This window comes from Clostridium nitrophenolicum (assembly GCF_055391695.1).
In genome coordinates, this window is sequence record NZ_AP042469.1 from 774,046 (window position 1) to 797,290 (window position 23,245).

Sequence of the window (23,245 nt, forward strand, 5' to 3'; positions counted from 1 at the left end):
ATTTTGTAAGATGTTAAGCTATAGAATTGTGTAGCTCTAGTATAAATAAAAAGGTGTGATAATACTTATGATAGTTTTAAATGGAAAACTGATAGAGGGACAAAAAGTTTTCTTAGATCAAGGTTTTTATTTTGGAAGAGGACTTTTTGAAACTATATTAGTTAAGAATAAGCCAGTGTTTCTTAAAGAGCATTTGAATAGAATAAATAATAATCTTAAAGTTATAGGGATTAACAGATATATAGAAGATGATGATGTAATAGATGCGATAGATAAACTAAAATGCACAGATTGTATTTTAAAATTAGTGGCTACAGAGAAAAATGTTATTTTCACTGATAGAAAAAACAATTATTCAAAAGAACAATATGAAAAAGGCTTTAGTGTAAAAATAAGTTCTATAAGAAGGAATAAGTATTCAACAATGACGTATTTAAAATCACTAAATTACCTTGAAAATATTTTGGAACACGATAAATGCATTGATGAAGGTTATAACGAAGTATTATTTTTAAATACGGAAGATAATTTGACAGAGGGTAGTATTTCAAATGTATATTTTATTAAAAACGACAAAATATATACGCCATCTGTTGATTGTGGATTGCTTAATGGAACAGTAAGAAAATTCATTATAAACAATTTTGAAGTAGTAGAAGGAAAATTTCAAAAAGAAGATTTAATAAATTCTGATGGTATTTTTTTAACTAATAGCGTTATGGGAATTATGAAGGTATCAACTTTGTATAATAAGGAGTTTCAAGATAATATTATTATAGAAAATATAAGACAATATTATGAAAATTATATAAAAGAAAAATATTAATAAGGAGGAAATCTGGAGTATTAGTTGAGGATTATAGGGTCACTTGGCGGTAAGTTAATTTATACATCGTTTGTTTCCCTATATATAAAGCCAAAGCTAGCCAGGAGTGCTATGACAAAAATAATGAGAATAGGAAAAAAAGACTTTGAACTTGGTAAAAGAACGTACATAATGGGGATACTTAATGTTACCCCAGATTCATTTTCTGATGGTGGAAGATTTAACGATATAGAAAGAGCAATAAATCACGCTAAGGAAATGGTAGCTCAAGGTGCAGATATAATAGATATAGGGGGAGAGTCTACAAGACCTAATCATAAGTCTGTATCAGAAGAAGAGGAATTAGAAAGAGTCATTCCTGTAATTAGAGCATTATCTAAGGAAATAGATGTACCAATATCAATTGATACCTATAAAGGTAAAGTTGCAGAGATGGCAATAAAAGAAGGAGCCGCACTAATAAATGATGTTTGGGGATTTAAGAAAGATCCATATATTGCAGAAGTAGCTGCGAAGTATAATGTGCCATGTTGCTTAATGCATAATAGAGACAATAGGAATTATAGTAACCTTATGGAAGATGTTTTAAAGGATTTGGAGGAAAGTGTAAACATAGCGTTAAAGGCTGGAGTAAAGCCAGAAAATATAATATTAGATCCAGGTATAGGATTTGCAAAGGATTATGAAGAAAATTTAATTGTAATGGATAATTTAGAAGAGCTAAATAAATTGGGATATCCAGTGCTTTTGGCAACTTCCAGAAAATCGATGATTGGAAATGCTTTGAACTTACCATCGGACGAAAGAGTTGAAGGTACGGTTGCCACTACTGTTATAGGAATTATGAAAGGATATGATTTTGTTAGAGTACACGATATAAAAGAAAATAAGAGAGCTGCAGTTATGACTGATGCTATAGTTAGAAGAAAGTAGTATTTAAACTGAGAAAAGGAGGGGACACCCTCCTTTTAAATTATAAAATTTTAATACTGAAAATTAATTTATATACTTATAAATTAAAAGAATAAACAAGGCCTATTTTGAATATAAAATATTGATAACTATTTCTATTATGAAAATTAGTACATAAATATCACAAATTAGCTACATTATAAATAAATTAAATAATAACCTAAAATTATTTTTTTAATGGTAAAGGGGGTATTGATGTATGGACATACTTCAAGATATAAATGGGCAGGATCTTAGGAAAAAGGCTATTGATGAATTAATTGAAGTTCAAAATAAAATAATAAATGACTGCTTAGATAGATATAATTTTTATAAAGTTGAGCTTGAGAAAATAAATATATTGGAAAGTCTAGAAGGCAATATTATTGAAGGTGGAGAAAAAAGAAACAAATATACTTCGGAAATTGATGGTGCTCTAAAAGAGGCGAAACAAGCTATCAGTTTAAAAATAAAACTTGAAAATCTTAAATAGGTAATGAAGCTTTTATAAAAAAACAAAACAACTCTTATAAGAGCTGTTTTGTATATGATATATTTAAATGGGGAGTCAAATAATTATAACAGTATTAGACTGTTATTTGAATTTTAACCAAATAATAAAATATTATACATTGTGTTATGTAATTAAGTAAAATAGTCAGATAGAATAATATACTATCTGACTTTTTATTTTTAATTTTCCAATGAGTAGAGAGCTATACTCTTCAAAATTGTATGAAGTATGTTTTGAGATTATTTTTTAATAATTTTCTACAAACATTTCAAAATATCCTTGTGGATGTGCACAAGCAGGACATGCTAATGGAGCGCTTTCACCTTTATGAATGTATCCGCAGTTATTACATTTCCATAAAACAGTTTCATTTTTTGTAAATGCCGTATTATTATTTAAATTATCAAGTAACTTTCTATATCTCGCTTCGTGGTGCTTTTCTACTTCAGCTATTTTATTAAAAACCGCTGCTACAGCTGGAAAACCTTCTTCTTCAGCAGTCTTTGCAAATTCAGGGTAAAGGTCTGTCCATTCTTCATTCTCACCATTTGCGGCTGCAAGAAGATTTGTTTTAGTGTCTCCTAGAGAAACAGGGAATGTTGCATTTATTTCTACTGTTTCTCCTTTTAAGTCTTCATTTAGAAATTTAAAAAATCTTTTTGCGTGCTCTTTTTCATTTTCAGCTGTTTCTATAAATAAATTAGAAATTTGTATATATCCTTCTTTTTTTGCAACAGAAGCGTAATAGGAATATCTGTTTCTTGCTTGTGATTCTCCTGCAAATGCCTTCATTAAGTTTTCAGCAGTTTTTGTACCTTTCAATGATTTCATAAAAATCCCTCCTTAAAATAATGTATATTTACTACATTCTACAAATATCTTATTATCCCTTTCAGTTTTGAGAAAATTAATAAAGTAGCTCATTGAAAAGCACATTATATACATACTTTCTACAGCATTAGCATGGACGTAGGTGTTTAATATTTTCAAAAGAGATAGTGAAAAAATTATAACTGCAGCTTAAACTGCAGTTATGTTTAGTTAATCTAGTGCATACTAGATAGAATTTTTTATTAATGATGATGGTGATAGTGGTGATATGGATAATAAGGATAATATGGATAATATGGATAATATGGATAATAAGGATAATATGGATAATAATGATGGTGGTAAGGGCGATGATGATATTGTCTGAAATCCTCATCAGCGTTATCATCCTCATCATCTCTATATTTCATATGATCCATACATTTACATTTTTCTTTATAATCCATGCTATATGGCATTGTTTGAGTAGGCATCATTTGAGCAGGGGAAACCTGTGATGGTATCATCTGATGAGGCATCATTTGCTGACCATACATCATTGGACAACAGCACATCATAGGACAACACATTTCGGAGTGATGATATTTATGGTGACCGTGATGGTGATGGTGATGATGATGACGACGAGTTTCATCAAGATTTGGATTAATTACTTCATTAAGATTTTGATTAGAATCTAAATTTTCGTTTCTGTACATTAATGTACCTCCATAAAATTCTTACACACAGTATTATAGTATGTATGGATATAAAAAATGTTACAGATTTATAAAAATTTTTTTGATAGAATCTATATAAATATATTAGCAGCCTCTCTGAAAAAGTATTTATCAACTTCAGATGGTTATTTATTTTACAAAACGTTAATAAAGTAAATAGTTATTTAACTTAGACGACACAAGAATGTAACAATTACCATTTATAATAATAATTGTCCTAAGTTAATAAAGACTTAGAGGAAATAGCTGTCCCCTTATAATTAAATATATATTTCACAAAGGCACTAGTAGAAATACTTGTGCTTATTCTTTTGAAAGAAGGAAGGGAAGCCATTTGACAAACTTATATAGGTATATTAAAATATACTAAGATTTATAAAACCGAATAAGACAGTTCGTAACCATCCTGTCTATAAACAAAACTATGGAATTGACTATTAAGACTAGTAGATTGTTTGTATATGAGGGGCGGAGTGCCTCTTTTTATTTTTTGTTGGTCTCTTTAGTTTAATTTCGTATTTTTGGGCAGGCTAAGCCCTTTTTTTATTGGTTAAATATGAACAATATCCCAACGAGGTGAACTATGAAAAAGATTGGAGTAACGACTACAGTACCTATAGAAATCTTAATTGCTGCTGACTATGAAGTTATTGATCTTAATAATATTTTTGTTACATCAGAAGATTACTCTAAGTATATTGATATAGCTGAAAGGGAAGGATTCCCCAAAAGCTGCTGCGCTTGGAAAAAAGGTATGTATGGCGTATGTGTTGAGCATGAAATAAAAGAACTAGTGGGAGTTACAGAAGGCGATTGCTCTAATACAAAGGCGCTGGAGGAAGTATTAGATATGCAGGGAGTTAAAATTTATCCTTTTGCATATCCACATGGACGTAAACTAGAGGATGTTAAAAGATTACTAGATAACTTCATGGATATGTTTGATGTAAATTTAAGTGATGTTGAGAAAGTAAGAAAAAGGTTAAATAAAGCAAGAGCTAAGGCAAGAAAGTTAGATGAGCTTACCTTTATTAATAACAAGGTGTCTGGTTTTGAAAACCACTTATATCAGGTAAGTTGCAGTGATTTCAATAGCAATGTAGATAAATTTGAGGAAGAGCTTTATGAAAAAATTGAAGAAATAGAAAAAAGAAGCCCTATTGATAAAAAAATAAGACTTGGATATATAGGTGTTCCACCAATGACCTGTGATATATATGATTATGTTGAAAATTTTGATGCTCATTTTGTATACAATGAAGTTCAAAGGGAATTTGCTTTCCCAAGAGCTGATAAAGCGGAAAATATATATGAACAGTATTATGATTATACTTACCCTTATGATATTAAATTTAGATTAAAGGACATAAAAAAGCAAATAAAAGAAAGAAAAATAGATGGAATAATACATTATACTCAGGCTTTTTGCTACAGACAGATAGAAGACATAGTGATGAAAAAGCAGCTAGATATTCCTGTACTTAATATAGAAGGAGATAAGTTGAATTTTTTGGATGCGAGAACAAAGCTTAGGCTCGAGGCATTTTTAGATATGTTATTAGACCTGAAAAAATTTCAAAAATAGCTTAATGCAGATAATAAAGAAGGTGAAGATGTGAGAAGACTTGGTATAGATTTAGGAAGTAGAGAAGTAAAGCTTGTACTGTTATATGATAAAAAAGTAATAAAAAAGTTTAAGATAAGTACTATGTCTTTTTATAGAGATTACTGCAGTTTCGATGGAAAAATAATAGTTAATCTTGACAAACTGGATGTAGGACAAATAGATTCAGCAGTATCCACAGGTTATGGAAGAAATAATACAGATTTAAGTTTTTTTACTCCCATAAATGAGATAAAAGCCCATGTCTATGGAGTACTATTTCAAACAGAGCTTAAAGATTTTATTCTTCTAGATGTAGGTGGACAGGATGTAAAGGTAGTTAAGGTTGAAAAAGGAATCATAACAGATTTAGAGTTAAATGAAAAATGTGCTGCGTCCTGTGGAAGATATTTAGAGAATATGGCAAACGTTCTTGAAATGCCCTTAGATGATATGTTTGAATACTATGAAAATCCAGTAGAACTGAACTCAACTTGTGCAGTTTTTTCGGAATCGGAGCTTATAGGAAAAATTGCTGAAGGAATTAGTATGGATAGGCTCTGCGCAGGAGTAAATTATTCTTTATATAAAAGATTAGAACCTTTACTTAAAAAGTTTTATGGTAAGACTTTAGTTTTATCAGGTGGAGTAGCAAGAAATAATGCTTTAAAAACATATTTGCAAAAAGATTATACTGAAATAATAAATTTACAAGATGCTCAATTTAATGGAGCTTTAGGATGTTGTTATTATGCTGAAAGGATGGGATTGTAATGAAAAAAGCAGTAGTTTTGTTGTCTGGAGGCTTGGATTCTAGTACGGCAGTTTATTTAGCTAAAAAAGAAGGCTTTGAAGTTTATGCGGTATCCTTTGATTATGGGCAAAGGCACGATAAAGAGCTTAATTGTGCTAAAAATGTAGCGGAAAAAGCAGGAGTTAAAGAACATGTAATTGTTACTACTAACATGAATGTTTGGGGAGGCTCTGCTTTAACTGATAAAAATATAGAGGTTCCTGAAGGAAAAGAGGATAGTAAAGACATACCAGTTACCTATGTTCCAGCAAGAAATATGATATTTTTAGCTTATGCTGCATCCTATGCAGAAGCTATAGGTGCTCAGGATATATTTATAGGTGTAAGTGAGGTTGACTACTCCGGATATGTAGACTGTAGAGAAGAATTTATAAATGCTATGGAAAATGCAATCAATCATGGAACTGTTTGTGCGGTAGAACAGGGAAGAAAAATAAAAATACATGTCCCTTTTCTTAATATGACAAAGGCTGAGGAAATAAAGCTCGGTATGGAGCTTGGAGTAGATTATAGTTTAACATGGTCCTGCTACAAGGGAGAAGCTTTAGCTTGTGGAACTTGCGATAGCTGCATGTTAAGATTAAAGGCTTTTGAAGAAGCAGGATATAAAGATTCTGTAGAATATAATCTATAGGGTTGATAGACGGTCAGTTAAAAACCCTATATAAGGTTTCTAGGTTGAAAGTTAGTTTTTATGTAATTAAAAGGAGAAAGAATATGCAAATTAATGTTGTTAAAGATAAAAATATATCATCTGTAAAAAAATTAGTTATTTCTGGACTTGTTATCGGAATGTATGTAATAGTTATGTGCTTAACTCAAAGTTTTGCCTTTGGACAGTATCAAATTAGAATTGCCACTTCATTATATGCATTAGGTGGAATATTTCCATTTTTAATTGTACCAATGGGTATAGCAAACCTTATTAGCAACACACTAATGGGGGGACTTGGAATTTTTGATATGGTTGGTGGAGCAGCAGTTGGAATGATGGCATCAGGACTTGCTTATTTAATTAAGAAACTTAATCTAAATGACTGGTTTGTAGCACTTCCTATAGTTTTTATACCAGGACTTGTAGTTCCAATTTGGCTGTCACTTTTAATACATGTGCCATATAAGATACTAGCTATAAGCATATGTATAGGACAAATTATTCCTGCAATAGTAGGAGTATTACTTATGAAACAATTAAGAAAGATTTTATAAGATTATAGGTAATTAAAGTCTGTAGACAAGATTTGTTGTTTACAGACTTTAATTATTTGATAGTGAATTTATTCTTATGTTTGTTTACTACCTGGCGCCAATTGGAATATAATTAACTTAAATACTATGCAAGGTAGGTGACGGGGTGGCAGGAAGAGTAAAAAATTTTATATTTAAAAATAAAATGAGATATGCAAAGGGAGCAATGGCTCTATTTTTAATAAATATCCTACAAGTTTCTATTCCAAGAATTACCGGGGAAATTATAGACCGTATTCAATTTGGAAGTATAAATGCTAACAATGTTGGCATGTACGCATCTATTATAGTAATTATTGCAATATCTATTTTTGTATTAAACTACTTAAGCAGACTGCAGATAACAGGTGCATCTATGTTATTTCAATACGAAACTACAAATGCAATATTTAAACACTTAGAAAAGCTTTCTATGAGTTTCTTCAACAAAAACAGTGTTGGTGAGCTTATGGCACTTTCAGTTAACGATGTTAATGCATCACGTTTAGCTTTAGGCAGAGGTGTTAACTTAATTATAGATACATTTTTCCTTATGCTTCTAAGTATAGCAGCCATGGGAAAAACTATAAATATGAAGCTCACTATCATGGCTTTTTTACCTATACCAATTTTAATAGTTGTAGTAGCAAAGTTTGGGGTTGTAATAAATAATAGATTTAAAAAAGTACAAGAATCTTTTGCTAGTTTAACTGAAAAAGTCCAGGAAAATATCGCAGGTATTAGAGTTATAAAAACCTTTGTACAGGAAAAAGAGGAAATTGAAAATTTCAAGATAATAAATGAAAAAAATTATGAAACAAACATACAACTGGTCAAAGTTTGGGGAATATTTTATCCTTTTATTGAATTTTTGAGTGCTATTTCTTATTTGATTGTATTGGTTTATGGCTCTTCTTTAGTATTAAAAAAGCAGATAACTATAGGAGATTTTATTGCGGTAAACAGCTATATAGGAGTTTTAATAAGGCCTATAAAATTTATAGGAAGGATTGTTAATATAGTTCAAAGAGGAAAGGCATCAAAAGATAGAATAGAGAAATTGTTTAATGAAAAACCTGAAGTACATGATAAATCAGGTTTTAAAGACAAGTTTGATAACTTTAAACTTAGCGGAAAGGTAGTTTTTAAAAACTTAACTTTCTCATACAGCAAGGAGTCTAAACCTGTACTAAAAAATATAGACTTAACTTTAGAGCCTGGAAAAACTGTAGCTATTGTCGGAAAGGTGGGAAGTGGAAAGTCCACCCTGGCAAATTTGATTTTAAGATTGTACAATCCTCAAGAGAAAGGACAGCTTATAATAGACGATATGGACATTAAAGAAATACCTGTTAAGATTCTCCGTGATAACATAGGATATGTACCGCAGGATAATTTTTTATTCTCTGAGTCAATAAAATATAATATAGCTTTTTCTGAAAAGGATTATAGTACGGAACAAATAGAGAACGCAGCAAAGATAAGTCAAGTATATGATAATATAATGGACTTTCCAGATAAATTTGATACTATGCTTGGTGAAAGAGGTGTGAATATATCTGGTGGTCAAAAGCAGAGAATTTCCATTGCTAGGGCTTTAATAAAAAAGCCTTCTATACTTGTACTAGATGATTGTTTATCAGCAGTTGATACAGAGACAGAAAAAAATATATTGGATGGATTAAAATATAGTATAAAAGATTGTTCATGCTTGATTATATCTCACAGAGTTTCCAGTATAAAACATGCAGATGAGATTATTGTACTAGACAAAGGAAGCATAGTAGAAAGAGGTGCTCATGCAGATCTCATGAAAATAGGTGGTTTATATTACAGAATGTATGAAAAACAGATATTACAGGAGAAAGCTGTAAATTACTAAGGAGGATGTTTATGCCTAGAGGTTTTGGCGGCGGGGGCTTTTCACAAGGTTCTTCGGGAAAAAGATTTAGAACTGATGAAAAAAATCATAAAAAAAGCGATAGAGAATCAACAAAAAAACTAATAAAATATGTAGGCCCTTATTGGAAGTATTTTTTGCTGTCGCTTACTTTAATTCTTATAGTGTCAACTGCCCAGTTAGCAAGACCTTATATTGTAAAAATAGTAATTGATAACTATATAAAAAAAGGCTTATCAGGGGCTTTGCCAGTAAAACAATGCGAAGCAGCAATAAAATTCTTAGGTTTAATTTATTTTGTACTTATGGTTGCAGAATTTATTTTAAGTTACTTTCAAGCCTATATTTTGGAGCGTACTGCTAAAAAAATCATTATGAATTTGAGACAACAAGTTTTTAGTCATATACAAAAGCTTCCCATATCCTATTTTGATAAAAATCCAATTGGGAAAATAGTAACAAGAGTTACCAACGATACAGATTCTTTAAATGACATGTTTACAGATGTAGTAATAGGTTTTTTGCAGAATGTATTTATTATGATAGGAATAGTATTAGTTATGATAAGTTTGGATTTAAAGCTTACTGTAATATGTCTTTTGGTTACACCTTTAATGTTTGGAGTTACCCTTCTGTTTAAAAAAAGAGCAAGAAGGATTTTTGGTGAAATAAGAAATAAATTAGCTTCCATAAATGGCTTTTTATCAGAGCATATATCTGGGATGAAAATTATTCAAATGTTTAACATGCAAGACAAAAAATACAATGAGTTTCAAAATATAAATGAAGAATATTATAATGCAAATTTAAAGCAAATCGTACTCTTTGGTGTCTTTAGACCTTTTATGGATGTAGTAAAAACCTTATCATTAGCACTTATATTATTTTACGGAGGTACAAGGCTTATCAAAGGAACTATAGAAGTAGGAACTCTTTATGCTTTTATTAATTATATAAATAGATTGTTTCAGCCTATTATTGAGCTTACGGACCAATATAATACATATCAAAGCTCTATGGTTTCTTCTGAAAGAATATTTAGTATACTAGATGAGAAAACTGAGGATGAGCATAGTGATGGATGTAATTTAAATAAGGCAAAAGGAGAAATTGAATTTAAAAATGTGTGGTTTGCTTATGAATCTGAAAACTGGATTTTAAAGAATCTTTCTTTTAAAATATTACCTGGACAATCTGTCTCTTTTGTAGGGGCTACAGGAGCGGGGAAAACAAGTATTATAAACTTGCTTTGCGGCTTTTATGAAAATCAGAAAGGTGAAATACTTATTGATGGCATAAATATAAAAGATATAAAAACTGAGGAGCTGAGAAGAAATATAGGATTAGTACTTCAAGATGTATTTTTATTTGCAGGAGATGTTGAAACTAATATAAAGTTATTTAATAAAGAAATATCATTAGAAGATGTAAAAAAATCTGCCCAACATGTAAATGCAGATTATTTTATAGAAAACTTTAATGATGGATATAAACATAAGATTAATGAAAAAGGAACAACGCTTTCAATGGGACAAAGACAGCTTATTTCTTTTGCTAGAGCATTGGTTTTTAATCCGTCAATTTTAGTTATGGATGAGGCTACATCAAATATTGATACAGAAACAGAGGCAATAATTCAGGAGGCTTTAGAAAAGCTTATGAAAAACAGAACCACTATTGCAGTAGCACACAGACTATCAACCATAAAGAAGTCTGATAATGTTATTGTTTTGCATAAAGGAGAAATAAAAGAAATAGGAAATCATAAGGAACTTATGACCAAAAAAGGTTTTTATTATAGTCTTTACAAACTGCAGTATGAGAACTTATAATAAACCAGGTGTTAATTTAAATATATTTAATCTTTTATTCTTGCACTTACTTTCTAGTAGGTGTATTTTTTTATATATAAGAGACTTACCAAGTTTTAGCATATTCGCCTTAAAGGAGGAATGAGGTTTGATATCATCACTAAAAAAATATGAAAAGAGAAAAGCTCAGTATAATCTATTGCTTAAAAAGCAACAGAAACGTATAGATAAGATAAGCACCCTACGATTAGTTATTTTTGTACTAGGGCTTGCAATTTTAATAGGAGCGTATATCTTGAGAAGGTATTACTTATTTGATTTATTGGTTCTAGTAGTAATTGTTCTATTTTGTTATTTAGCCTATTTACATAAAAGTATAGAAAATAAAAATAAGTATATAGCTGCATTATATGAAGTAAATGAAAGCTCCATAAAACGATTAAAGGGAGATTGGAAACTCTTTGAGGATACCGGTGGAGAGTTTATAGATGAAAATCATAATTACTCATATGATCTTGATATTTTTGGTAGAGGTTCTTTATTTCAATGGATAAATGTAGCCAATACTTATCTGGGAAGACAAAAGCTTAAAGAGATGTTAACAGAAAAACCTCAAAATGAACAGAACATATATTATAGGCAATCTGCAGTTAAAGAACTTGAGAAAAAAATATATTTTAGGCAGAGACTTGAGGCAGAAGGAAAAATAATCAACAACAGTCAGAATCTCAAAGAGCTTTTTTTATGGATAAAAGAAAGAAGTAACTATATATTAAAAAGACAAGTAATTTGGAGCTTAAGAATTTTTTCAATGGTAACTGCGATAACTACCTTAACCTTGGTGGTTAGAATAATTGATTATGTACTGGCTGTTTTATTAGACATTGATAGAAGTGCTCCAAAAATATTTTATTTAATTCCTTATTATATTCCTATTCTTCTCATTTTGATTCAATGCTTTATTTTAAGAATAAAAAGAAAAGATAGAATAAAAAATTTAATTATTGCTGAAAAATATAACGATAACATAAAAACATATAGAAATATGCTTAGACATATAGAAAAGCATAAATTTAAATCAGAGTATATTGTAAATTTATGTGAAAAACTTTACGATAATGATGGCCTAAGTGCATCTAAACAGATAGATGTTTTTTCTAAAATTTGTGAATCAATAGCTAACAGACGTAATATGCTATATCCTATTTTAAATTCCATTCTCATGATAGAATATCACTGGGCTATTTCTATTGAAGAATGGAAGATAAAATCAGGAAATAATTTTGAAAATTGGATTAATACAATAGCTGAATTAGAAGCTTTATGTAGTATTGCGGTTATCAAATACGATAATCCCAATTGGAGTATGCCTAAGATTGTAACTGGACCCTCAAAGATTATAGCTAAAAATATGGGACATCCACTTCTGGGAGAAGAACGGGTATGCAATAACTTAAAGCTAGAGGAGCCCTATCAATTTATGCTTATAACAGGCTCCAATATGTCTGGGAAGAGTACATTTATGAGAACTGTGGGAATTAATATTGTATTAGCATATGCAGGAGCTCCTGTATGTGCAGATGAATTTTATTGTACTATTATGGATCTATATAGTTGTATGAAGGTAAGTGATAATTTAGGTGAAAGTATATCTTCCTTTTATGCAGAGATATTAAAAATTAAAAATATTGTTAAGGCTTCAAAAGAAGGAAAGCAAGTACTATTTTTATTAGATGAAATTTTTAAAGGAACTAATTCAAGAGATAGGCACACTGGAGCTATGATTTTAGTAAAACAATTAAGCAAAACTGGAAATTTAGGCTTTGTATCCACTCATGATTTAGAGTTAGGTGAGCTGGAAAATCATAAAAATTCAAAAGTTAAGAACTATCATTTTTCCGAATACTATAGAGAGAATAAAATTTATTTTGATTATAAATTGAAAGTCGGAGTTTCACCTACAAGAAATGCCGTGTACTTAATGAAGTTAGCTGGCATTGAAATATAAGAAAACAATGAGGCAAAGTAATATTTTTTATTAAGGTTAATGAAGAACAGAAGTCTGTCAATAGAGTTTTTAGAAACTTGTTGACAGACTCCTGTTTTATGCTTTATTAAAATACTCAGCTATACTCTTAAAGCAAGTATCCACCATAAATTCTATGTCCTTTTCCTCTATAACATAAGGTGGAAGAAAATAAAGTACATTCCCTATTGGTCTAAGCAGAAGGCCATTTTTTAATGCTATTTTATAAATTTCGTATCCTATCCTTTGCTGCCATGGGAAAGGCTCCTTAAGTTCTTTGTTCTTAACTAACTCTATTGCTATAATCATGCCTAAAGTTCTCACGTCTCCTACATAAGGACTATTTCTAGCCTTTTCTAATGTAAGCTTATTTATTAATTTCGATTTTTCCTTATTCTTTTCTAATATATTCTCATCTTTGAAGATTTTTATATTTTCAAGGGCAATAGCACAGGCCATGGCATTTCCTGCATAGGTGTGGCTGTGTATGAAAGCTTTAAAATCACTATATTCTCCGTAAAAGCAATTATATATTTCTTCGCTGGTCATTACTATGGACATAGGCATATACCCAGCAGAAAGTCCTTTAGAAAGACACATAAGGTCTGGGCTTACTTCCGCATGTTCACAGGCAAACATTTTTCCAGTTCTTCCAAAGCCCATAGCTATTTCATCTGCTATAAAGTGTATGCTATATTTGTCGCAGGCTTCTCTAAGCTTTTTCAAATATATTGGGGAATACATTCTCATACCTGCAGCTCCTTGAACCATAGGTTCTATTATGACACCGCATAATTCTTCATTATGCTGTTTAAGTGATATTTCCATAGAGTCAAAACATTCTGCACTGCAGCTTTCTCTATTTTTTCCGTATTTACATCTGTAGCAGTCGGGTCCTTCAATTCTGATCGTGTTTAAAAGCAGCGGTTTGTACATCTTACTGTATAAATCTAAATCTCCTACAGATAGCGCGCCTAAAGTTTCACCATGGTAAGCACCAGTTATAGCTGCAAATCTAGTCTTTTGAGTATTCCCGCTCTGTTGATGATATTGAAAACTCATTTTTAAAGCAATTTCCACTGCTGAAGAGCCGTTATCTGAAAAATATACCTTTTTTAATCTGTCTGGTGTTAGCTTTACTAATTCCTCTGATAAATCTATTGCAGCTTTATTTGAAAAGTTAGCAAAAATAACATGTTCTATTTCCTCTATTTGCTTTTTTAGAGCATTGTTTATTCTATCATTACTATGTCCAAAAGTAGTTGTCCACCATGATGATATACAATCCATGTAGCTTTTTCCCTCTACATCATACAGGTAGCAGCCCTTTCCTTTTTCGATTACTATAGGAGGCAGATCCTCATAATCCTTCATCTGAGAACAAGGATGCCATATATAATTTAAGTCTCTTTTCGTATATTCATTCATTCCTATACACCTCTGTAATAATTTGATTATCTATAGATTTCATCCATACAATTTATTAAATCCTCTACCTTTAGAGACTTCTCTATTTCTTCTCTCAACTTCTCTATTCCTAATGGGCTTTCCACAGAATCTATTTTTGGCAGTACAGCTAAAATAGGTACCTCTGTGAGTTTTTTTATGATTTTTATGTTATCATCACATAGAGAATTTTTTTCATATCCATTAATTATGATGCCTTTAACTTTTATGCCCAAGCTTTCTATATACTTAATGGTTATAACGGAATGGTTTATTGTTCCTAGTAAAGCTCTAGCTACAACTATTACACTCATATTGAGTTCTTTAATTAAATCCTCTAAAAGATATACTTGATTTCCTTTATCTATTAGGGGACAAACTATTCCTCCGCTTCCCTCAACTATTATGTAGCCATATTTTTTCTTAAGATCATTAAATTTTTCCTTTATTATATCTATATTAATTATGTCATTTTCTAATTTAGAAGCTAGGTGAGGGGAAACTGCATTTTTATATACATAGGGAACTATATTTTCGTAAGGCTCCTGCAGTCCACTTACTTCTTTTACAAACTTAGCATCTCCAGGAATAAGAGTGTTATTACATTCTACAGCACCACTTAAGGCCCCTTTAAAATAGCAGCTATTATATTCTTTTTTTCGTAAAAGGTACATAAGTGCTGCGGTAACCACCGTTTTACCTACATCAGTATCTGTACCAGTTATAAATATTCCTTTACTCATCTATACCAACCTCTAATCCTAAGGTTTCTATCATATTTATATCCTCTGCAATTTTATTTCCAGAAGTAGTTAGATAATTTCCGGTGATAGTAGCATTGGCACCTACTTTAAAGCAGTTTACTCCAAAGCCCTCTAAAAGATTTCTTCCTCCAGCTAATCTAATATAGGCCTTAGGATTTATAAATCTAAAGATAGCTATGGTTATTAATATTTCCTCTTGAGCTAAAGAAGGGGTATTTTCTAAAGGTGTGCCTTTTATAGGATTTAGCACATTAACAGGAATAGATTGTATTTCTAAATTTTGAAGCTCTAAAGCTAGTTTTATCCTATCCTCCATGGTTTCACCCATTCCTATAATTCCACCACAACATACCTTTAAGCCTGCTTTTTTCGCATTATTTATAGTCTCTATTCTTTCATCATAAGTATGGGTTGTACATATTTTTTCGTAGTATTCCCTGTTGGTTTCTAGATTATGATGGTACATTGAGACTCCTGTCTTTTTTAACTCTACAAGCTCTTCGTAACCGATTATTCCTAAAGAGGCACAAAGTTTTATCTTTACATTTTTTTTGAGGCATTTATATATGTCTAAGGCTTTTTGTAAGTCTTCCCCCTGTAGCCCTCTGCCGCTAGTTACAAGGGAAAATCTATTTACTCCTTCTTTTTCATTTTCCATTGCCAACTTTAAAGCCTCTTTTTCATCTACCAGGCTGTATTCTTCTACATTGGTATGGTAGTGGGCTGACTGAGCACAATACTTGCAGTCCTCAGAACATCTTCCTGACTTTGCATTCATAATAGAGCATAGATCCACTTTTCTTCCACTAAATTTATTGCGGATTCTATCTGCTGCTTTAAATAATTCTTCTATATTTTCTACTTCAGAAAGCAGAAGAGCTTCTTCAAAATTAATCTTTTTGCCTTCATTTATCTTATTTTCTAATTTTAAAATTAAATTTTCCATGTTATTCTCTCCTAATTAAGCTTTATTTAGTTTTAAACTGGTAAAGTGGCTAAGAAAAGCTTTACTAAAGTAATCTCTTTCACTTTACTCTTAACTATTGTCAACTGAATAAAATGATTTTGGTTAACAATTAAATAATACAAAACCTAATAAATTTTGTCAATTAAATATTGGTCTAGTATAAATTTTAGTCAAGCCTCTAATTTAAAAAATAAAATTAGGACTTAAAGAAGCCCTTGCATCAGTAGAAATGACAACATCAAGATAGGATGACTTTTAAAGTTATATCTGAAATAAGAAAGAATATGTAATAATTATTAAGAATTTAAGGAAAAATATAAGCAATACGTGGGAAATATATGAAAATTATTTTGATGATGCATTAAGGAGGAAAATATGAGGGAGAAAATTAGAAAACTATTGTGCATTTCAACTTGTTTAATAGTAGTATTATCTCTAATCGGTTGTGCTGTGAAGCCAGATACCACAATAAATAACTTTTTTGATGCACTTAAAAAATCTGATATTCAAACAGCCTCAAAGTATTTATCGAGAAATGATTCAGCAAGTGTAGGAGGTTTAAAGTTTGATAGACCTGAATATGAGAGACTTGCTAAACTAATATTTTCAAAGCTAAGTTATCAAGTAATATCATCAAATACCTCTGGGGATACTGCCTTAGCTAAAACAAAGATTACCTCACCAGATTTGAATAAAATCAGTGGGAAAATGGTAACAGATATATTTCCAGGCTTGTATAGCAAAGCGTTAAATGGTGAGCAAATGACACAAGACAAGATAAATCAGTTAATAGAGCAGTACTACTCTAAGAATCTCAATGAGTCTTCAGTTCCTACTGTTACCAACGAAGTGGATATAAAACTTGTTAAAAATAAAGATAAAAATATATGGCTTATAGAACCAAATGAAAATTTAGCAAATGCAATGACAGGAAATTTATTTAAAGCATTTAATCCTATGACAATAAATAACAGTACTAGTATCAGTAAGAATTCAGAAGGAAAGATATATGGAATTAATGAGGAGGCTAGAATAGGCAATACTTCTATTACAATAACTAACTTTCAAAAGTCTTTTGGAGACGATTATATAAAAGCAGGGCAGGGAAATGAATTTATAATAGTTACCTTAAAGGAAAAAAATATTGGAAGTGGTAATATAGACTATAATGAAGCATTTTATCAGATTCAAAATTCAAAAGGACAGATAAAAAGCCCAGCTCCAAAGGGCTTTAATAGAAGACTGGACTCAGGAAGTTTGGTGCCTGGGGGAGAGGTAGATGGTACAGTAACCTTTGAAGTACCTAAGGATGATCCTCAATTAAGTCTTATATACAATCAAGCTTCAAAGCCTGTATTAAAATTTAGATTAAATTATTAAAAATAAAGATTTCTCTAGAATTGTATTCTGGAGAAATCTTATTCACTTAATATTTTGGAAAATAAAGACTTTGCAAAAATGCAATAATGATTATAAAATAATAATAAGTAAAAAATAATTTTATTTGGAGTTGAAGTAATATGGAAAATACTTTAAATGTAATAAAAGATAAAACGTTAACATACGAGCAAAAGGTTTTAACTCTTGCTCGAGAGGCTGAAGCTAGCTTAAATGTACTGAATATAAGTAAAGAGGTACAGAGCTTAAGAGATGAGGGTATAATTTGTGACTTGAACGAAGGAAACGCCCCATACAGACCAAGATATATAGTTCCTGATTATGAAAAGTTTATGAAGCAGGGCAGTGAATTTCTAGGTTTAGAGCCTGCAAAGGATATATGGGAAGCGACTAATAATTTATTGATATTGTACAAGCATGTTCCTTCAATTACTGCTATGCCTGTATATATAGGAAATATAGATACGTTACTTGATTCATTTATAGATAATGAAGAAGAAGCATACAAGGCAATAAAATTATTTTTATTGCACATAGACAGAACTATAACTGATTCCTTTTGTCATGCTAATATCGGACCTATAGAAACTAAAGCTGGAAGAATAATATTAAAAGTTCAAAGAGAACTTCAAACAGCTATACCTAATATAACTTTAAAGTACAGCAAAGATACTTCCGATGATTTTGCAGCAGATGCAGTAAGTACAGCATTAGTTACGGCAAAGCCAAGCTTTGCAAATCATGAGATGTTTTCTGAAGAATTTAATAAGTATGGTGATTACGGTATTGCAAGTTGTTACAATGGATTATATATAGGGGGAGGAAGTTATACATTAGTTAGATTAAATTTGGCTGGATTATCTAAAAAAGCTAACAGCGTAGAAGAATTTATAAATAATACACTCCCAGATGCTATGTCAAAGATGTCAGATTATATTGATGAGAGAATAAAGTTTATTGTAGAGGAAAGCTCATTTTTTGAAAGCAGCTTCTTGGTAAAGGAAGGCTTAATAAGTCAAGATAGATTTACAGCTATGTTTGGGATGTTTGGATTAGCTGAGTGTGTAAATACTTTACTAAAAGCAGAAGAAAAGAAGGATAGATTTGGTCATAGCGAATGTGCTAATAAATTAGGAATTTCAATTATTGATAAAATGTATGAAATAGTGAACAACAGAATAAATCCATACTGTGGTGCAACTGATAATCACTTTTTATTACATGCTCAGGTAGGCATTGAAACAGATAAAGGCACAAGTCCAGGATGCAGAATACCTATTGGTGAGGAGCCAGAACTACCTGTTCATTTATTGCAAAGTGCTAAATTCCATAAATACTTCCCATCAGGCATAGGCGATATATTTCCTTTTGAAATAACAGCAAAAAATAATCCTAAAGCTGTATTGGATATAATAAAAGGTGCCTTTAGAGAAGGAATGAGATATTTCTCCTTATACTCATCAGATAGCGATGTAATAAGAATAACAGGATATCTAGTAAAAAAATCTGATATAGAAAAGTTAAATAGAGGAGAACAGGTACTTCAGGACACAGTAACCCTTGGACTTGGAGCTGTGAAAAACTCAAGGATACTTGAAAGAAAGGTAAGAGATAATGTCTAAAGGACTAGTAAATAAAATTATTCCTTTTAGTATGGTAGATGGACCAGGAAATAGGATGGCTATATTTTTTCAAGGATGTAATTTTGACTGCCTATATTGCCATAATCCTGAAACAATAAAAAGATGTGCGCAGTGTGGAACCTGCTTATTCAGCTGCAAATTTGACGCTATATCTATGGTAGGTGACTCAGTGATATGGCAGGAAGAAAAATGCAAGGATTGCGGAGAATGTATTAAGGTATGTAAGAATAGTTGCGGCCCTAAGACAAAAGCAATGAGTGTAGGTGAAATATTACAAGAAGTTATAAAAGTTAAGCCATTTATTTCAGGGATAACCGTATCAGGAGGGGAATGTACCCTTCAAAATAAATTCTTAGTAGATTTATTTGAAAAGGTAAAAAAGTTAGATCTTACAGTATTTGTGGATACAAATGGATCTACAGATTTTAGTAAGAATAAAGAGCTTGTAGATCTAATGGATATGGCAATGTTAGATATAAAATCCTTTGATAGGGATGAACACATAAAGCTAACAGGAAGAGACAATGATATAGTATTAAAAAATGCAGAGTATCTTGCTGGCATAAATAAGTTATACGAAGTTAGAACTGTAATAGTGCCAGGTGTTTTAGATAATTTTAATAATGTAAATGAAATAAGCAAGCTTATAGCATCATTAAATCCTGAAATAAGGTATAAGATTATAAAATATAGACCTATTGGTGTACGTACGGATAAAATAGAGGCTGTTCAACCTAATGATGAAATGATGGAAGAGCTTAAGGTTATAGCTAGCAAGAACGGATGTAAAAATATAATTATAGTATAAATAAGAGGCTGCTGGAAAAAGTAATCCAGCAGCTTTAACTTTATATTGATAAATAAAACATTTAAGAGGTAAAATATATATAATAATAAAGTCATTTTGAAGCGGAGGAAAGAAAATGTTAAGTTTTGTTGTTGCAATATCAAAGAATAATGTTATAGGATTGGATAACAAAATACCTTGGTATTTACCAGATGATCTAAAGAAATTTAAAGAAATTACAACAGGTAAAACTAAGACAATGATTATGGGAAGAAAAACCTTTGAATCTCTTCCGCAGATATTACCAGACAGACATCACATGGTACTTACAAGAGATAAAAATTATAAAGTGGATGATAACAGAGTTACTATAGTTAATAATGAAGAGGACTTAGAAAACTATATTAAGGATAAAAAAGAATATTTTGTAATAGGTGGAGAAGAAATTTTTTCATTATTATTTCCATATACAAATAAGATGTACATAACTGAAATAGATGCGGACATACCAGGAGACACCTTATTCCCTAAATACAATGAAAAGGAATGGAATGTTATTGAACTGAAAGAAGGTAAAATTGACGAAGATAATAAATATGTACATATATTTAAAATTTTAGAAAGAAAATAGAAAATATATAGAGAGAACTCAACCAGAAAGTTAATTTATACAGAGGGATATGTTTCCAAAGCTGAAGGTAGATTTAAAAACTTTGTGCCAGTCTTAGTGAAGGGTTTTAAGACAACCTTAGCACCTTCGAGTTGTCTGAGCGTAGCGAGTTTCTCGAAGGTCCTTAGGTCGTCTAAAACACAAGCTTTAGACTGGCTAAAAGTTTTTAACGTACTGAAGCTTGGAAACATATCTCGGCGTATAAGTTAACTTTCGGTCTAGTACTTCTATATTTCAAGATTCATTTTGTATTTTAAGAAGTTATATCATAACCTGCATGCCTTATGCAATGTTCTATTTTTCCAGGATTAGCTGGCTCATTGTATTGTATTTCAATAGTTCCTCTAGCAAGATCTACAGCTACCTCTTGAACACCTTCAACTTCATCTAAAGCATTTTTAACTTTAGTTTTACTTTGAGTTCCTGCGAGTCCTGATACATTATAATGTAGTGTTTTCATGACGATTCTCCCTTCAATCATAATAGTATATTTCAAATATAGTATTACAATAAAGAGAAATTTTATCCGATGACCACCCGCTCTAATACTCAAAATGAAATTCGAATAAAAATTTTTGAATTTTAAATATAAATTATAGATAAAGGTTAATATACATTTAAGCAGGGAGCCAAAATCTTAAGCAGGCATCCAAAATCTATGATTTTGATATGGTCGCTTACTCAGTGAGTACTCCTCTGACACAAGGAAGAGGAGTTTCATTTGTAAATATTATATATACAAGTTAATACTAATCCTCTAATAAATTTTAATAGGAGTGATAAAATGCCGGAGCGATACTGGCCTGAAACAGTAATTTTATGGGGTGCGGGAGCTACTAAATCACTTGGATTATATGCAACAAAGGAATTAATACAGCTAGTAATAAAGATTAATAAAAATGACTTTTCATTCTTGGAAAATAAAAATGAAAAACTAAAAAATGCTTTTAAGAAACTGATAATGGAGGATTTATCTAAAGACTCTAAGCTATCAAAAATATATGATTTAAAGGCATTAGCAACTATTATAAATACTAATACTAAATTAAACATGCATGAGCTTTTTACAATGCTGGATCAGTTAATAGACAATGGTATGGGATTTAATGCATTTTATAATGGAAAAACAGAATTTCTAAGAGTTGAGAGAATTATTGGTGCTAAAAGATGCTTAATTTTGCTTATTGAAGAACTGGAAAGGCTTAGTGTGCAAAGTAGCCCAGGTTATATGGATGAAGAACTTGTGAATCCATACTATCAATTTTCGAAAATTTTGACAGAACTTATGAAGGAAGAGGCTAAGTACTTTGAAGATATGGGGTACAGAAGAGATACAAGAAGGTTCTATCTTTACTCCTATGCAATAATATCCTTTAACTGGGATCCAATACTTCTTTGGAATATCTTTAATGCTCATAAAGAAGAAAATGATAACCCTAGGCACTTAAAAGATGGATTAAAGCTTAGACTATTTGATGACTTTGGCACTAGAATAGCATCAACAGAAATTGGAAAGGATGAATCGGAAATATGGTATACCTCTGATGAATCTCAATGTAAAAGGGTTAATGATTATAAGTATCCATCTAGAATAGTAAGGATAGGGAAAATCTTGTTTCCTCATGGTGTGTTTGGCTCAAGAATATGCCCAGAGTGCGGAAAATATATAACTACCTTTGGTGCTAAATGGGATAGGCTGTCTACTGAAGTTTTTGGACCATCGGTATTTGGAGGGCTTCAGAAAAACTGGAAGTATAAAACCAAGAAAGAATGTGAATATAGAAGAGGAGCAATTGAATGTCCTTACTGCGGTCAAGTAACTTATCCATATGATATGCCTTTAATAATGCAGACTTTAGCTAAAAAGAGAAGTATACCTCCTTTGGAAGAAATAAAAACTGAGATGGGACTCTTGATGAAAAATGCAAAGCACATTATCTTTGCTGGATATAGTCTACCTTTTGATGATATTATGGTAAAAACCTTTTTTATGTCTTCTATCTCTGGAAATGATAAAAGCAAATTAAAATGTACTGTAGTAAATTTCGATGAAAATTATTCAAGTGACGTAGAATGGCTAAAAGATGAAGAAATAGAGAAGTATATAAAATCAAATAAAGATAAGTCAGTGGTAGAATGCATAGAAAATGTTTGTGATATATTTAATATTCAAAATGTAAGAATATCTCTTAAGGGTATACCAAATGTATTTATGGAAAATGGAAAGTGTAGTAAAGCTAAGATTATTGATTTATTATATCCTAAAGAGTATTTTCAGGAAGGCTTTCCTGTTAAAAGGGATTAAGAAGATAAATTAGGAGTAACCTTAGAGAAACTATGAAACTAAA

At 30.8% G+C, this 23,245-nt stretch carries 21 protein-coding genes; 15 read left to right on the forward strand and 6 right to left on the reverse strand.

Going from position 1 to position 23,245, the window contains the following annotated elements; genetic code table 11:
- The first annotated feature begins 67 nt into the window (after positions 1-67).
- The 3 genes from ACZ5N4_RS03515 (at position 68) to ACZ5N4_RS03525 (ending at position 2,270) form a co-directional block, all read left to right on the forward strand.
- Positions 68-826, forward strand: a complete 759-nt coding sequence (locus ACZ5N4_RS03515) for an aminotransferase class IV (RefSeq protein ID WP_464207198.1) — start codon at positions 68-70, stop codon at positions 824-826.
- Between the two features lie 123 nt (positions 827-949).
- On the forward strand, positions 950-1,759 hold the full coding sequence (gene folP / locus ACZ5N4_RS03520) for a dihydropteroate synthase (protein WP_464210823.1): 810 nt from the start codon (positions 950-952) through the stop codon (positions 1,757-1,759).
- A gap of 238 nt (positions 1,760-1,997) precedes the next feature.
- Complete coding sequence (locus ACZ5N4_RS03525; protein ID WP_464207199.1) at positions 1,998-2,270, forward strand: hypothetical protein; 273 nt, start codon at positions 1,998-2,000, stop codon at positions 2,268-2,270.
- 267 nt (positions 2,271-2,537) lie between these two features.
- On the opposite strand, the gene rbr is transcribed toward ACZ5N4_RS03525, so the two are convergent.
- The gene (gene rbr / locus ACZ5N4_RS03530) at positions 2,538-3,122 is read right to left on the reverse strand and encodes a rubrerythrin (protein ID WP_464207200.1); all 585 of its coding nucleotides are present in this window, start codon (positions 3,120-3,122) and stop codon (positions 2,538-2,540) included.
- A gap of 242 nt (positions 3,123-3,364) precedes the next feature.
- Positions 3,365-3,820, reverse strand: a complete 456-nt coding sequence (locus tag ACZ5N4_RS03535) for a hypothetical protein (protein WP_464207202.1) — start codon at positions 3,818-3,820, stop codon at positions 3,365-3,367.
- Between the two features lie 604 nt (positions 3,821-4,424).
- On the opposite strand from ACZ5N4_RS03535, the gene ACZ5N4_RS03540 reads away from it, so the two are divergent.
- From ACZ5N4_RS03540 to ACZ5N4_RS03570, 7 genes are all read left to right on the forward strand, one after another.
- Positions 4,425-5,426, forward strand: a complete 1,002-nt coding sequence (locus ACZ5N4_RS03540; protein WP_464207203.1) for a 2-hydroxyacyl-CoA dehydratase family protein — start codon at positions 4,425-4,427, stop codon at positions 5,424-5,426.
- A 30-nt stretch (positions 5,427-5,456) separates the two neighbouring features.
- Positions 5,457-6,218, forward strand: coding sequence for an acyl-CoA dehydratase activase (locus tag ACZ5N4_RS03545; protein ID WP_464207205.1), 762 nt, complete (start codon positions 5,457-5,459; stop codon positions 6,216-6,218).
- Positions 6,218-6,892 (forward strand): 7-cyano-7-deazaguanine synthase QueC, encoded by a 675-nt coding sequence (queC, locus tag ACZ5N4_RS03550; RefSeq protein WP_464207206.1) that lies wholly within the window; start codon positions 6,218-6,220, stop codon positions 6,890-6,892. The genes ACZ5N4_RS03545 and queC overlap by 1 nt, the downstream gene beginning before the upstream one ends.
- 83 nt (positions 6,893-6,975) lie before the next feature.
- Complete coding sequence (locus tag ACZ5N4_RS03555) at positions 6,976-7,467, forward strand: QueT transporter family protein (RefSeq protein WP_464207207.1); 492 nt, start codon at positions 6,976-6,978, stop codon at positions 7,465-7,467.
- Positions 7,468-7,651: 184 nt separating this feature from the next.
- Complete coding sequence (locus ACZ5N4_RS03560; protein WP_464207208.1) at positions 7,652-9,367, forward strand: ABC transporter ATP-binding protein; 1,716 nt, start codon at positions 7,652-7,654, stop codon at positions 9,365-9,367.
- An 11-nt stretch (positions 9,368-9,378) separates the two neighbouring features.
- Positions 9,379-11,217, forward strand: coding sequence for an ABC transporter ATP-binding protein (locus ACZ5N4_RS03565; RefSeq protein ID WP_464207210.1), 1,839 nt, complete (start codon positions 9,379-9,381; stop codon positions 11,215-11,217).
- Positions 11,218-11,344: 127 nt separating this feature from the next.
- The gene (locus tag ACZ5N4_RS03570; protein ID WP_464207212.1) at positions 11,345-13,204 is read left to right on the forward strand and encodes a MutS family DNA mismatch repair protein; all 1,860 of its coding nucleotides are present in this window, start codon (positions 11,345-11,347) and stop codon (positions 13,202-13,204) included.
- 96 nt (positions 13,205-13,300) lie between these two features.
- On the opposite strand, the gene bioA is transcribed toward ACZ5N4_RS03570, so the two are convergent.
- From bioA to bioB, 3 genes are read right to left on the reverse strand one after another with little or no spacing between them, the layout of a single operon-like run.
- On the reverse strand, positions 13,301-14,650 hold the full coding sequence (gene bioA / locus ACZ5N4_RS03575; RefSeq protein WP_464207214.1) for an adenosylmethionine--8-amino-7-oxononanoate transaminase: 1,350 nt from the start codon (positions 14,648-14,650) through the stop codon (positions 13,301-13,303).
- 26 nt (positions 14,651-14,676) lie between these two features.
- On the reverse strand, positions 14,677-15,411 hold the full coding sequence (gene bioD / locus ACZ5N4_RS03580; protein ID WP_464207215.1) for a dethiobiotin synthase: 735 nt from the start codon (positions 15,409-15,411) through the stop codon (positions 14,677-14,679).
- Positions 15,404-16,378: a biotin synthase BioB gene (bioB, locus tag ACZ5N4_RS03585; protein WP_464207217.1), complete on the reverse strand. Its 975-nt coding sequence runs from the start codon at positions 16,376-16,378 to the stop codon at positions 15,404-15,406. The genes bioD and bioB overlap by 8 nt, the downstream gene beginning before the upstream one ends.
- A 396-nt stretch (positions 16,379-16,774) precedes the next feature.
- Here bioB and ACZ5N4_RS03590 point away from each other — a divergent pair, with 396 nt between their 5' ends.
- From ACZ5N4_RS03590 to ACZ5N4_RS03605, 4 genes are all read left to right on the forward strand, one after another.
- Positions 16,775-17,779, forward strand: coding sequence for a DUF4352 domain-containing protein (locus ACZ5N4_RS03590; RefSeq protein WP_464207219.1), 1,005 nt, complete (start codon positions 16,775-16,777; stop codon positions 17,777-17,779).
- 140 nt (positions 17,780-17,919) lie between these two features.
- The gene (locus ACZ5N4_RS03595) at positions 17,920-19,419 is read left to right on the forward strand and encodes a YjjI family glycine radical enzyme (RefSeq protein ID WP_464207221.1); all 1,500 of its coding nucleotides are present in this window, start codon (positions 17,920-17,922) and stop codon (positions 19,417-19,419) included.
- Positions 19,412-20,248, forward strand: a complete 837-nt coding sequence (locus ACZ5N4_RS03600) for a YjjW family glycine radical enzyme activase (RefSeq protein WP_464207222.1) — start codon at positions 19,412-19,414, stop codon at positions 20,246-20,248. Before ACZ5N4_RS03595 ends, ACZ5N4_RS03600 begins: the two co-directional genes overlap by 8 nt.
- A gap of 115 nt (positions 20,249-20,363) precedes the next feature.
- Positions 20,364-20,858, forward strand: a complete 495-nt coding sequence (locus tag ACZ5N4_RS03605; protein ID WP_464207224.1) for a dihydrofolate reductase — start codon at positions 20,364-20,366, stop codon at positions 20,856-20,858.
- Positions 20,859-21,150: 292 nt separating this feature from the next.
- Here ACZ5N4_RS03605 and ACZ5N4_RS03610 read toward each other — a convergent pair whose 3' ends face one another.
- Entirely contained in the window at positions 21,151-21,357 is a 207-nt protein-coding gene (locus ACZ5N4_RS03610; RefSeq protein ID WP_464207226.1) for a heavy-metal-associated domain-containing protein, read from the reverse strand.
- Positions 21,358-21,681: 324 nt separating this feature from the next.
- On the opposite strand from ACZ5N4_RS03610, the gene ACZ5N4_RS03615 reads away from it, so the two are divergent.
- Positions 21,682-23,202, forward strand: coding sequence for a hypothetical protein (locus tag ACZ5N4_RS03615; RefSeq protein ID WP_464207228.1), 1,521 nt, complete (start codon positions 21,682-21,684; stop codon positions 23,200-23,202).
- Positions 23,203-23,245 lie beyond the last annotated feature (43 nt).